At 44.9% G+C, this 13,281-nt stretch carries 12 protein-coding genes and 1 pseudogene; 8 read left to right on the forward strand and 5 right to left on the reverse strand.

Annotated elements, in window-relative coordinates; translation table 11 throughout:
- Positions 1–18: 18 nt before the first annotated feature.
- The gene (locus tag AC2A06_RS15785; protein ID WP_023491971.1) at positions 19–315 is read right to left on the reverse strand and encodes a DUF1418 family protein; all 297 of its coding nucleotides are present in this window, start codon (positions 313–315) and stop codon (positions 19–21) included.
- A gap of 192 nt (positions 316–507) precedes the next feature.
- On the opposite strand from AC2A06_RS15785, the gene AC2A06_RS15790 reads away from it, so the two are divergent.
- On the forward strand, positions 508–771 hold the full coding sequence (locus tag AC2A06_RS15790; protein ID WP_023491972.1) for a GrxA family glutaredoxin: 264 nt from the start codon (positions 508–510) through the stop codon (positions 769–771).
- A 33-nt stretch (positions 772–804) separates the two neighbouring features.
- On the opposite strand, the gene AC2A06_RS15795 is transcribed toward AC2A06_RS15790, so the two are convergent.
- The gene (locus AC2A06_RS15795) at positions 805–1,194 is read right to left on the reverse strand and encodes an inner membrane protein YbjM (protein WP_484380893.1); all 390 of its coding nucleotides are present in this window, start codon (positions 1,192–1,194) and stop codon (positions 805–807) included.
- A gap of 407 nt (positions 1,195–1,601) precedes the next feature.
- Here AC2A06_RS15795 and AC2A06_RS15800 point away from each other — a divergent pair, with 407 nt between their 5' ends.
- From AC2A06_RS15800 to AC2A06_RS15820, 5 genes and pseudogenes are all read left to right on the forward strand, one after another.
- Positions 1,602–3,290 carry an aspartate:alanine antiporter gene (locus AC2A06_RS15800; RefSeq protein ID WP_484380894.1) on the forward strand — a complete coding sequence of 563 codons (1,689 nt, stop codon included), beginning with the start codon at positions 1,602–1,604 and terminating at the stop codon, positions 3,288–3,290.
- A 349-nt stretch (positions 3,291–3,639) separates the two neighbouring features.
- Positions 3,640–3,900: a hypothetical protein gene (locus tag AC2A06_RS15805; protein WP_484380895.1), complete on the forward strand. Its 261-nt coding sequence runs from the start codon at positions 3,640–3,642 to the stop codon at positions 3,898–3,900.
- Positions 3,797–4,060 (forward strand): annotated as a pseudogene (locus tag AC2A06_RS15810) (transposase); the annotation flags it as partial. The gene AC2A06_RS15805 and the pseudogene AC2A06_RS15810, both read left to right, overlap by 104 nt.
- A gap of 519 nt (positions 4,061–4,579) precedes the next feature.
- Entirely contained in the window at positions 4,580–5,851 is a 1,272-nt protein-coding gene (locus AC2A06_RS15815; RefSeq protein ID WP_484380896.1) for a RidA family protein, read from the forward strand.
- A 542-nt stretch (positions 5,852–6,393) separates the two neighbouring features.
- The gene (locus tag AC2A06_RS15820; protein ID WP_484380897.1) at positions 6,394–7,275 is read left to right on the forward strand and encodes a MurR/RpiR family transcriptional regulator; all 882 of its coding nucleotides are present in this window, start codon (positions 6,394–6,396) and stop codon (positions 7,273–7,275) included.
- Between the two features lie 89 nt (positions 7,276–7,364).
- Here the strand turns inward: AC2A06_RS15820 and AC2A06_RS15825 are convergent, their stop codons facing one another.
- The 3 genes from AC2A06_RS15825 to eco form a co-directional block, all read right to left on the reverse strand.
- Complete coding sequence (locus AC2A06_RS15825; protein WP_484380898.1) at positions 7,365–8,489, reverse strand: M20 family metallopeptidase; 1,125 nt, start codon at positions 8,487–8,489, stop codon at positions 7,365–7,367.
- A 428-nt stretch (positions 8,490–8,917) separates the two neighbouring features.
- Entirely contained in the window at positions 8,918–10,279 is a 1,362-nt protein-coding gene (dcuC, locus tag AC2A06_RS15830; RefSeq protein ID WP_484380899.1) for a C4-dicarboxylate transporter DcuC, read from the reverse strand.
- A gap of 455 nt (positions 10,280–10,734) precedes the next feature.
- The gene (gene eco / locus AC2A06_RS15835) at positions 10,735–11,259 is read right to left on the reverse strand and encodes a serine protease inhibitor ecotin (protein WP_023492680.1); all 525 of its coding nucleotides are present in this window, start codon (positions 11,257–11,259) and stop codon (positions 10,735–10,737) included.
- Between the two features lie 458 nt (positions 11,260–11,717).
- Between eco and deoC the strand changes: the two genes are divergently transcribed.
- Both deoC and deoR read left to right on the forward strand, forming a co-directional pair.
- Positions 11,718–12,386, forward strand: coding sequence for a deoxyribose-phosphate aldolase (deoC, locus tag AC2A06_RS15840; RefSeq protein WP_484380900.1), 669 nt, complete (start codon positions 11,718–11,720; stop codon positions 12,384–12,386).
- A 114-nt stretch (positions 12,387–12,500) separates the two neighbouring features.
- The gene (gene deoR / locus AC2A06_RS15845) at positions 12,501–13,265 is read left to right on the forward strand and encodes a DNA-binding transcriptional repressor DeoR (RefSeq protein ID WP_484380901.1); all 765 of its coding nucleotides are present in this window, start codon (positions 12,501–12,503) and stop codon (positions 13,263–13,265) included.
- Positions 13,266–13,281: the final 16 nt, after the last annotated feature.

Here is a 13,281-nt window from a genome sequence, read left to right on the forward strand (position 1 = left end):
CACTCCTGGAAACGTTGGTCAGTTACCCTGATCTTTTTTATCGTCATTGGGCAAAGAGCGCTGATCATGCTTGGGCGGCTTATCACCCAGCAGCAGGAAGCTCCCACCATGTACCACACGCCAGACCAAAAATACCGCCGCAGGCACCATCAGGGCCACACCAAGAAAAATCATCCCTACCGCCGCTTGCTGCGATGCCAGCATACCCGGTAAATGCACCCAATCATGGATGCTCATATAAGAGAGCACCAGCAACACCATGCCTAGCGCTTCAAGCAATAAAACAGTACGCGGTAACTTGCGGATTGAACGCATATATCGTCTCCTGAATGGTTGCACTCAGTGTAGTGAATTTACCCTCTTGGCAATAGCCCCACTGATTAATCGGTTCGATAAATCGAATTAACAGGCAGAAGCCGCTTTTTTTTGCCACTGACAACAGGCATAGTAAACGGCAGTTTACTTTGCTAGATCTCAGTTATTACCCTAACAAACCAGGAGTATCATATGTTTGCTGTAATCTTCGGGCGTCCGAACTGTCCTTATTGTGTCCGTGCTAAAGAGTTGGCAGAGAAGTTGACTGAAGAGCGTGACGATTTTAATTTCCGTTACGTTGATATCCATGCAGAAGGTATCACCAAAGCCGATTTGGAAAAAACCGTCGGTAAGCCAGTTGAAACCGTGCCGCAGATTTTTCTTGATGAACAGCACATTGGCGGCTGCACCGACTTCGAAGCCTATGCCAAAGAACATCTGGGCTTGTTTAAGTAATCGGCTGATCTGACCCAAAAGACTCTTTTATACTTATTGCCGCTTTCGCTTACGCAACTGATCCAACGTTTGCGAAATCATCCGGATAAACAGGTATAGCATGGCACCCAGCACGCACCAGAATACGGCACTAACGGCATAAGCCAGTTCCTGCCAGAGTGAATAGCCAGGCAACAACCCGATATAACGGATGATCAAACAGAGCGGCAATGCAATCAATGCACCCAGCAGCGGGCACAAAATGTGCTTTTTGATTGAAAGATAACTGGCAATCAGCCCTGGTATAACAAACAGCAACAAGCCGATCTCGCTTTGATGCTCAACAGCAGAATGGTTGACCGTAACACTTTTCTGGCTAAGAAAAACCAGACTAAACAGCAAGAAACTACTCACAATCCCCAGCCAATAGCGATAATTTGCCATGCCCTTCTCCCCTTTGAACCAGTCACTACACTGCAGAAAAACAGCCTGACCACCCATCAAGTCATATGCCGCCGGCGTGGGCTGGCAGCACTAGCTGAAACTTTTCCCTGGTAAAAAAAAGTGAAATACATTAGCCGTTAAAATGGACTACTTATCCCCTGGCTTTACCACTTAGCGTGCTCTTATTGAAACAACTCGGCTATACGCTGGCTGTTACTCATCATACCAGCTAGAATAAGCCCCGCTGTTCAATAGTTATACTCGTCACTAATCGAGTGGCAGCTATATTGGCTAGCCTTTGCATCAATCTGGGTCGGTATCGGTTTTATCCCTATATTATAGGGTTAAATCTATACCTTAAAGTTTTCTATATCAATAATTTACTGGTAAACAATAAGTTATCCTCCGTGAATATAAACGTCGCTAGTTTGTTAAACGGTAACTATATTCTGTTACTGTTTGTGGTTCTCGCTCTAGGGCTCTGCCTTGGAAAAATCCGCTTGGGCTCCATTCAATTAGGTAATGCGATTGGTGTTTTGGTGGTTTCACTGTTGCTGGGCCAGCAACACTTCAACATCAATACTGAAGCATTAAGCCTCGGCTTTATGTTGTTTATTTTTTGTGTTGGTGTCGAAGCTGGGCCCAATTTTTTCTCCATCTTTTTCCGTGATGGCAAAAACTATTTTATGCTGGCACTGGTGATGGTCGGTACCGCCATGCTGACAGCCATCGGGCTCGGTAAATTGTTCGATTGGGATATCGGCCTGACTGCCGGTATGCTGGCAGGTTCCATGACCTCCACCCCGGTATTGGTCGGTGCGGGAGATACGCTACGTAATACCATTAGCGATGGCCCCACACTGTTGGCCGCTCAAGATCATCTCAGCCTGGGCTACGCCCTGACTTATCTGATTGGCCTCGTCAGCCTGATTTTTGGCGCTCGCTATCTGCCCAAACTGCAGCACCAGGACCTTTCGACCTCCGCCCAACAAATCACCCATGAGCGTGGCCTTGATACCGACAGCCAGCGCAAAGTTTACCTGCCAGTGATCCGCGCCTATCGGGTTGGCCAAGAGTTGGTGGCCTGGGCTGATGGCAAAAATCTGCGTGAACTGGGCATTTACCGGCAAACTGGCTGTTATATCGAACTCATTCGTCGTAACGGTATTCTGGCTACCCCAGACGGTGATGCCGTCCTGCAAATAGGGGATGAAATCTCACTGGTTGGTTACCCTGATGCCCATGCCCGGTTGGATCCCAGCTTTCGTAATGGTAAAGAAGTCTTCGATCGTGACCTGCTCAACATGCGCATCGTGACCGAAGAAATTGTAGTAAAAAACAGCAATGCGGTCGGTAAACGCCTGAGTCAACTGAAACTGACTGATAACGGTTGTTTCTTGAACCGCGTGATCCGCAGCCAGATTGAAATGCCGATTGATGACAGCATCGTGCTCAATAAAGGTGATGTGCTGCAAGTCAGTGGCGATGCTCGCCGGGTGAAAAGTGTGGCCGAGAAGATTGGTTTTATCTCGATTCACAGCCAAGTCACCGATCTGCTGGCATTCTGTGCCTTTTTTATCATCGGGCTATTAATTGGCCAGATCACTATCCAATTCAGTAATTTCTCGTTTGGTATTGGTAATGCCGCTGGGCTATTGATGTCTGGCATTATGCTAGGCTTTCTGCGTGCCAACCACCCTACTTTCGGTTACATCCCCCAGGGGGCACTGAATATGGTGAAAGAGTTTGGCCTGATGGTGTTTATGGCGGGTGTTGGCCTAAGTGCCGGAGCCAGTATTGGTCACAGCCTGGGTGCCATTGGTGGGCAGATGCTGATTGCCGGGTTAATTGTCAGCTTGCTACCTGTGGTGATCTGTTTTTTATTCGGTGCCTATATTCTACGTATGAACCGCGCCTTACTGTTTGGTGCCATTATGGGTGCTCGCACCTGCGCCCCGGCGATGGACATCATCAGCGATACTGCCCGTAGTAATATTCCCGCTCTGGGTTACGCGGGCACCTACGCCATCGCTAACGTGTTGTTAACCTTGGCCGGTTCACTCATCGTAGTGATATGGCCGGGGATAATGGGGTAAAGCACGCACCAGAAAACACCCCTAAGATAAAATATTTATGATATTTCGATTATTAAGCAGAACTTTTCCAAATACTGATAGTCTGAGTTAGTGCCACTGCTTTTCTTTGATGTCCCCAATTTGTGGAGCCCGTTAATCCCGCCTTTTTAGGTTCAAGATTATCGGGTTTTTTATTGCCTAAAATTTATCGCCATAGCTATCAATAAACTCGACACTCCATCGCCCTCTGGATCCCTGTTTAGCAGGGTAACTAACCTGAGCTCTGGATAAAAAATTGAACTAAGTGCCTGTTCCCAGATCCGATCTTTTGATGAAAAAAACAAACGGACCAATCGAGCGGGGAACAGGCATGAACAAATTAATAGAACTCTTCTGTGATCTCGATGATTTTTGCAGGGTCTTCATCCCATTATGGGAGCAGCAGTGTCTGGAGAACGGTAGCCGCAAACGTCGGCGCTCTTGCCGGATGAGTCCCAGTGAGATAATGACCATCCTTATCGCTTTTCATAAACCTGATCACTGGCATACGCAAGAACATGAAGGCAAAAGCCCTATCTTTATGGGACAAGCTGATGTTATCAAAACGCTTTATCATAGAGACTATCAATGATCAGTTGAAAAACATCTCACAGATAGAGCACACACGGCACCGGAGCTTGCACGGTTTTATGCTGAATATGGTGTGCGGACTGGTCGCGTACTATCTGAAGGAGGATAAGCCATCAATCAAAGTGACCCGTTCAGAAATGACGTCGCTGATAATGGCTTAACCAGATCTCAGGTTAACTATCATTTTTACCACAATCAGTATTTTGGCATAGCTCAGCGATACCCGTTTTTTAGGTATGTTGTCATCTGTCATGGTGACGTCAGCGGCGTGTGCATATTTTTATGCTGAATATGATGTTTAGATTGACCGCATATTGTTTTAAGGGGGTTCAACATAACCCAGTTATAAACAGCAATCGTTTGCCCTGGAATTAGGTTATTTACTCTGTATCTTTTAAGCAAAAAACTGCTTAAAAAACCGATAAAAACCATAGAGTATGTATGGATTATTTGCTATAACTTCCGTTCTATTAGCTATTAGTCTGAGTGTTCATGCAAGTTGCAGGTAAGCGACAACTAAGCGGATCTCTAAAAGCATAGCCAATTATGCGCCAGGGTGACGACAAATAGGTCAAAGGTTGGTTTGAACGCTGCCTGCAGCGATCCTGTAAGGGACGAGTACACAGCCAACAACCCTGCGGTTTGAATGGGGACGGATACATTCAAAAGGAAATATGATCATGGCAAGTTACAATGCTGTATTACCAAGGAATATAGAGCACGCACCAAAAAGTATAGGTCCATATTCACAAACAGTTGCTTTTTCACATTATAATAATATTTCCGCACAATTGCCTATTGATGCAAAAACAGGCCAGATAGTTACTGGTGGAATAACGCAACAGGCAGAACAATGCTTTAAAAACATAAAAGCCATTGTAGAAGGCATTGATCATCTGATGAGCGATGTTGTTCGGATCACTATATTTATCAAAAACATTAAAGACCTGGATGTTGTAGAAGGCATTTATAAAAGTTTTTTCCCAACTTATGTTCCTACTCTTACTACAACCGTTGTCGCCGCTTTGCCTATGGAGGCTTTAGTGCAAGTTGAAGCACTTATTTCTAATGGTGAAGGTACCATTCCTAATGCTCCACAAGCAGGCGATCTTATTAAACTTTGTAATAACACAGCTCATGCACCCATGAGTTTATTATCTACCCAATCCGTATCTTTTTCTCATTACAATAATATTTCAGCACAATTACCTATTGATCCTAAAACCGGTAGATTAGTCATTGGTGGTGTGAAAGAGCAAACGGCACAATGTTTAAAAAATATTAAGGCAATTTTAGCAAGTATTGATGTTCCCTTTGATGATATTGTTAAAGTTAATATATTCCTTAAAAATATTTCCGATATTGATTATGTCAATCAGGTTTATAGTACCTTTTTCCCAGATTCAGCTATTGCCCGAACTGTCGCTTATCTGCCAGCACGAACAATCATAGCCTCTTGTGCGTTACCGATGGATGCTTTAGTGCAAATTGAAGCCGTGGTTTCCCATGGAGATGGCACACCGCCACAAGCGATTGAAGATCGACATGGGCTAATCATTGAAGCAAATAACACAGAAAAGGCACCTATAAGTGGTTTTTCTACCCAAACTGTTGCATTTTCTCACTACAATCATCTTTCCGCCCAATTACCTCTTAATCCTGTCACCGGAAAAAAAGTTGAGGGCGATATAAAAAAACAAGCCGAACAATGTTTAACGAATATTAAAGAAATCGTTGAGAGCATTGATCATGCTTTGGAAGATGTAGTGAAAGTCAATATTTTTCTAAAGAATATAGCAGATATTGCTGATGTGGATGAAGTTTACACTACTTTCTTCCCTAAAGGTATTCCAGCACGAAGAACTGTGGGCGTATCTGCTTTACCAGAAGATGCATTGATCCAAATTGATGTTGTGCTCGGCAACGAAGAAGGAACACCGCCAATAATTTAACCGCAACAACAAAAAAGCATAAGAGCTTTCTTGTGCAACTGTCACTCTAGGGTTGAATTCTATTGTGTTTAAATATTAATCAAATAGCCATTCAGCCCTAAATTCATCGTTCCAATCAGCCCGATTTAGATTACCTGAGCTCCTCAGTTACACCCGCTTTTTAGGCGTCATGTCGTCGGTCATGGTGCCCTTATGTAGCTCTTTTGCGTCGATTAGGTGTGCGAACTGGTCGCGTACTGTCTGAAGGAGGATAATCCATCAATCAAAGTGACCCGTTCAGAAATGACGTCGCTGATAATGGCTTAACCAGATCTCAGGTTAACTATGCTGATGCTGACGCCCCTTCTCTGGCATAAATCCAACTCACCTAGTCACTTACATCCGCCAATAACCCCGGTTAACACATTGATAGTAATTGATAAACTACCATCCACATGTAAACTAAATGCACCTAACCGTTTAAGTTCTGCTTCTAAGCAATAAACGCAACCACTCTCTGTGCTAATCTTGCCTCTATGGGCCAATACGATAATTTAACCTTTATGAAAGAGCATATAGATTTGGCTGGGTATATACAGTTAGCCAAGCAACTTCAATCATTAACCGAATCTGAAACCGCCTTAAATGCTTTTATTATCAAGCACTTTGAAGAGCTCGCTTATTACGGCATCATTGATCTGGCGCAAAAAGCCAAAGTCAGTAAAGCGACAATTGGTCGCTATCTGAATAAGCTCGGCTTTACCGGCTATGCTGAATTTAAAACTGCATTAAAGAATAATTTGCGCACTCATAACATCATGATTGCGCCGATTGAAGCCAGCAGAGTGAAGAATCAAAGCCAGGATGACAGTATCCAAGAGACGGCGCTCCGTTATATCAGTAATGTCACTCAGCTGATTCAACAATTCTCCGATGAGTTGGATGGCGATGCTCTGAAAAAACTGGCTAAGATGATTGCAGAAAAGCAGCGTACTATTTACGTTGTCGGCTCAGCCTCATCACGGGCGCTAGCCACACATTTTTCAACATTGCTAAAATACAGCCGTACTGAAGTGGTGCTGCTTCCTTTAGACAAAGCAGAACTCCCTAAAGCGTTACTTGGCGTGTCGCAACAGGATATTTTAGTGGCTTTTTCTTACTATCGCTTTAATCCAGTGGTTTTGGAAATCACTAAATATTTCAATAGTATAAAATCCAATGTAGTGGTGATAAGCAATACCCACTCCAATCCTTATGGTATCTATAGCGATATGCAGTTTATTTTGCCAAGTGATGTTGATTCAATCTTCCATAGCCGTACGATTGGCTTTTTGTTTATTGAGTTATTGCTGTATTTACTGCAAAAAGAGTGTCGAGATGATGATAATTTCGAGGATTTAGAAACGTTATTTAAATTTTTTGGTACTTACTCATGCACCGAATAGCTTAAATATACCCTTACTCAATGGTCGTACCGATGCTTACTGATTGTCTGGTGATGAGCCAAATTCGGCTCATCACCAGGGTAAATGCTTTAAGCCGCCAGTTGCTGCAATATCCGCATTAGTAATCGAATTCGCGGCTCGATCGATTCGAGTAACAGGTACTCTTTATCACTGTGAAAATGGCCACCTATTGCCCCCAAACCATCTATGGTAGGTATCCCTAAAATCGCCATGTGGTTGGCATCGGATCCACCGCCAGCAGAATGCCACTTGATATCAATTTCGAGCTCTTGTGCCAGTGTTTCAACCAGTTTCATCAATGATTCGGTACGCTCAGAGGGCATCATCGCTGGCTTATACACTTCCCGCTCTACTACCACCGATACCCCATCAATAAACGGGTTGGCTTGCATGCGCTTCAGCGCTGCATCAACGTGTTGATATTCTTCGTTACTCCAAAAGCGGACTTCAACAGCAGCATCGGCATACTCAGCTACCGTATTACTATTTGTGCCACCTGACACAACCCCAACGTTTAACGTTGTACCCGAGTCAAAGTTGGTCATCCCATTGATGGCGACAATCCAATGTGCCAATTCTGTAATCGCACTACGCCCATTTTGCGGTTCATTACCGGCATGGACAGCAACGCCATGAAAATTCAGTTGATAGCAAGCTCGCCCTTTGCGTGCCTTTACTAAACCGCCATCCGCTCGTGCCGCTTCAACCACCAATGCATGCTTGGCATGTTTAGCCACTGACTGAAGCCAAGCAACCGAATCTGCAGAACCGACTTCTTCATCAGGATTCATACACACGCAAATAGAACACTTATCGATCAGATCAGGCTCAAGATGGCGTAGCGCATATACAATATTTAGTAGCCCTGATTTCATATCAGCGACGCCAGGGCCATACGCTTTCTCATTATCATAAGACATAGGGCGCTGCGCCGCCGTGCCTTTTGCAAACACCGTGTCAAGGTGACCAACCAACATGATATCAATTTGTTCAGTATCTGGCTTGTTGCGAATTTCCAGACCAACACCCGCTTTAGCACAATCGACACGTTTAACATACCAACCAGTCATAGCTTGAAATTTTTGTTCAAATTGACTGGCGACACATTCAATGCCTTCAAGGGTATAGGTACCGCAATCGACGTTGATCAGCGGCCGTAACTCTTCAAGATACTCCGCTAGATTAAATTTCATTATTCACTCCAAAATCCTAGATACGAGCTGTCACGGTGCGATATGGCTCTACAGTTTCATTGAGTAACGCATGATTACCACCAAGACAATGATTAGGTTCACCAGCTGTATTAAGCTCATCTGCGGCTAATCTTGCTAAAACTGCAGGATGTTGTGGTCAAATTCGTCTCAAATCATCTTACTCAGTGGCCTTTTCAATGGGGCTTTTACTTGATAATAGGCCGCACTTCTCTACAGCAAATTTTTCTGCGGACTTTATCATCACCGCTTGCGACATAAGCACCTGAGGTGATGCTGAAGAATTAGCATGCATTCTTTCAGCATCAACGATTTGATGAGCAAGCAACCGCGCTGCCCGCTCTAGCCAAGTGACTACTGCAAATGAATCTTCAATCCAAGATGCATGTTAGTCCGGCCTATTAGTCGCCTTACGCCCCGATAAAAGTAATGATAAGTACCGTCAGCAACCCGCCTATCATCGGAATCGCGGTGCGTTTTACCAGTTCGAATGGCGAAATACCTGCCACCCCTGCACAAGCAATCACCACCCCAGCCACAGGAGAGAAAGAGCGGAAAATACCAGCAGAAAGTTGCATCGGTAACGCTAACGCAGCGGTGGAAACACCAACGTGAGCAGCAACATCAGGTGCTAAGTTAGAAAAACTAAAGAAGGCCGCATTGCCAGAACCTGACATAAGCGTTGTGATACCAATAATTGCCACAAGCACGATAACCATCATGATGTAGCCAAATCCAAGGTGGGCGGAGACACCCAACATGCCAGAAATAAAGCCTATCGCATCAAGACCAACCACAAAAGTTTGTGCAGCAATGATTAACGATACAACGCTAGCGAAGACATCCCCCATCCCTTGTAGGTAGACTTTCAACGAATCGGCTACTGCCTTGCCGTTTCGAGAATAAATAAAGTCACAGACCATTGCGACCGCAAGGCTAATAAACATCGCGGTGACCACGTCAATTTTAATCGAGGTAATCGCAAATTTACTGAATGTTAACAGCAATACCAGTGGCAAAACCGGTAAGATTGCAAACCACTGTGGTGCTTCGCGCGCGTTATCCTCTTTGGCTTGCAGCTCGTAAGAGACACCTTTAACCTGATCTCGTTTATCGAACCACTTCTGACAAACAAAATGCAGCAGAGCAATAACAAGTGCCGAGCAGATGCCAACAAATAATTGGTGTTCAATAAAATATGAAGCGGCATCAATGCCAATCACTTCTGCCGCTTTGTTCGCAGCACCAGAAGCTGGGCCTAAATCTAAACATGCTGTTGTCGCCAATACCGCAGCAACAGAGGCGGGAGTGCAACCGATACCGACCAATACTGGATATAATGCAACCAGCAATAACATCGCTAATCCAACGGCACTTGGTATGAAAACGTTTAAAAACTGACCTAAGATGTACCCCAAGGCAAGAACTATATAGGGGTTTTTAATTGTAGAAAGCGGCTTAGTGGTCACTTTTACCAAAGCATTGGCCGCACCGATGTGCCCCATATACTTAGAAAAACCACCAACGGCCATAATAATCAGACCTAAGTTGGCCAATGTTGAAGAAGTGATCGTCTGAATAACAAAGAAAAAATCTACCAATACCGAACCCGTTGGCTTTGTCCCTTTTGGCAAAAAATCAGGCTCAGAAAAAACGACACCGATCATCATCATTAAGAGACCAGTCCCAAATAATACCGCTTGGGTGTTATATTTCTTTATAATTAAGTATCCCGCACCAAACACTATGGGCAAGGCAAGCAGCGCAACCATATGCTTCTCCATAAGAAAACAGTTAGTAACGCCTATCTTGAATTTATCCAGCTTGAAACGACATGAGAAGTGATCTTTCCCTAAAAAAACTGTGATATCGCGTGTAGTAACCGCATTTTTATACTGGATTTACATCTCAAAACAATAATCACTCCAATGTCACCCTGATATGCAGAATTTAATCCCACAGCGTTACTAATCAGTACGCTACTATGGTGCTGTGGTTGAAGGTTCAGTGTAAAAACTAGCATTTTGAGCTAAATCTAAGCGGTAATATATGGAATTGATTGAATAGTCATGAGAAATACGATTTCCCATTAACCGGTTTTAAATCACGACCCACACGCGGTTAACGATAAGAACGACCAAAAGTCTATGGATGGCGAAGAAATCTGATTAGATACCTCACCAACCTGCCCATGCCTTATGGGCAGGTTGGCTTTATCCAGCGAGCATTATTTTATTACTGCACGACCCATCGTTTCACTGGCTGACCATATGCGGTAGCGCACTTCAACGTCTTTGGGGACATAAACCACGATAGGTAGGCGGCTGTTATAACGCTGCATGGCCTGTTCACCTAAATTGGCGGCAATAAACTCCTGGCGCTTGGTGTCATCGGCACAGGCCATCATGGTGGACGCCAGCGGCGAAAGTTTGGTCAGGACAAAATAGTTATAACCCCATCCCTCCAATGTTTTGCTATCCAGCGCTCCCCCCATCATATGGCGGTTACAATCCACTTCCAGCGTTTTACCAATCAGTAATTCAACCTTAAAGTTTTCTTCATTCTCCTTCTGGGGTAAATAGATGACCTGCCGAGTCATGCCTTTCTCAGCTTTAGGGAATGGCGCTACTTTTTCCAGCGGTTGCTGCTGAAGATCTTCCTGTGTGGTTGTTGCGGCAATAGTTGTTGCAGCGAGAGCATTAGCAGAAGCAGCCATCAGCAAGCTGCTAACAAGCAAAGAGATTTTGTTCATTTGTTATCCTTTTAAAACAGGGTGTCACATGCGTTCGATTAACGTAATTTATATCATAATAGCCTGAAACTGACAGATTGTTGTCTTCTCCCCCACGAAGCTCGTCATAGAGGAGCATCTGGTCGTCTCAGCGACCGTCACCGAGTCTCACTTGAATCAATCATCAACAACAATACAAATCATTACCCCGCCAAAGCAACATGACACCCCACTCGGATGCACTCACTTCGCCAATGTTATTTAAATAACATTAAAGAACGAACCATGAAATCAACTGATAGAAAACCACCCTAATAAGCCGAAATATGGCGATTAAAGCACTATTAATCATCACCCCTCAATGTTAGAATAATAACATTACTGATTGTTTCATTGCTTAAACCTGAGCCAAACAGGGTTATTGCGGCCACCAACTGCCGGAAAAAACCTGGCTATATCACTTCCTTTGAGGAACCAACATGACTGATTATGCTCGTTATATTGACCATACTTTACTGGCGATGGACGCGACCGAAAGCCAGATCGCCAAATTGTGTGAAGAAGCACAACAACATAATTTTTATGCTGTCTGCGTGAACTCAGGTTATGTACCGCTAGCAGCCCACCTGTTACAAGACTGCGAAGTTAAAGTATGCTCAGTCATCGGTTTCCCACTGGGTGCCGGTTTGAGCGTCGCCAAAGCTTATGAAGCCAAAGCGGCTATTGCTGCTGGTGCACAAGAAATTGATATGGTTATCAACGTCGGCTGGCTGAAAAGTGGCTTGCTGGATCAGGTCAGCGCCGATATTGCCGCCGTACGTGAAGTTTGTGCCGCCATCCCATTGAAAGTCATATTAGAAACTTGCCTACTCAGTGATGCTGAAATCGTTCAAGTGTGTGAAATATGTCGCCAGCTTGATGTCGCTTTTGTTAAAACCTCTACGGGTTTTAGCACTGGCGGTGCGCGTGAAGAGCACGTCAAACTGATGCGCGCCACGGTGGGCAGTGAAATGGGGGTTAAAGCTTCGGGCGCGGTGCGTGATCGGGCTACCGCAGAGAAAATGATTGCCGCAGGAGCTACACGCATTGGTACCAGCTCCGGGGTTGCCATTGTCTCCGGCGACAGTGCCAAGGGCGGGAGTTACTAATTTTCGCCCCCGTGGGAACGCAGCTTACCGTGCCCCGAAGCGGAATGAAGCCCAAGGATGGGCAGAACAACTTACTCAATAGGCTGTGGCTTTAAGTAGCGATGGATATCACTGATGGAAACACCACGGGAAACACGCATTAACCAATTAACGCAAACGTTAAAGCGTGCAGACAAAATCCATTTGAAAGAGGCCGCCATACTGCTAGGCGTTTCGGAAATGACCATCCGTCGTGACCTGAGCAGTGAACCTGCGGCAATCGTCTTGTTGGGGGGCTATATCGTTGCCGACCCACGGATCAATAACGTCAGCCAATATCTGGTTTCTGACCAACAAAACCGGCAGGTAACCGAAAAGCAACGCATTGGTATGTTGGCTGCCCCGCTGATCAACGAAAATGACACCGTGTTCTTTGATTGCGGCACCACGATCCCAGCGATCATCAACACCATTGACGATGCCCTGCCCTTTACCGCCATCTGTTACTCACTCAATACCTTTCTGGTACTGCAGCAGAAACCCCATTGCAAAGTGATCCTGTGCAGTGGTGAATTCAAACCCAATAACGCTATTTTTACCGCCGTAGGCCAGCATAATGAGCTGGACCTTATCTGCCCCAATATCGCCTTTATCTCTGCCGCAGGTGTTAGCTTGCAGCAAGGTGCCACCTGTTACAACTTTGATGAATTACAAATGAAGCACAAAGCATTAGCCAAGGCACAGCAAAAAATTCTGGTGGCAGATCACAGCAAATTTGCCGATACCAAACCTGCCTGCATTGGGCCGCTCACGCTGTTTGATCGTGTCATCACCGACCGCCAGCCAGAGCCTGAATTTATCCATTACTTCACTGAACAGGGGATTAGCTTGCGGTTTTAAATTTCCTTTATCGAAT

It is taken from the genome of Serratia sp. HNCC26DJ244 (genome assembly GCF_057180565.1).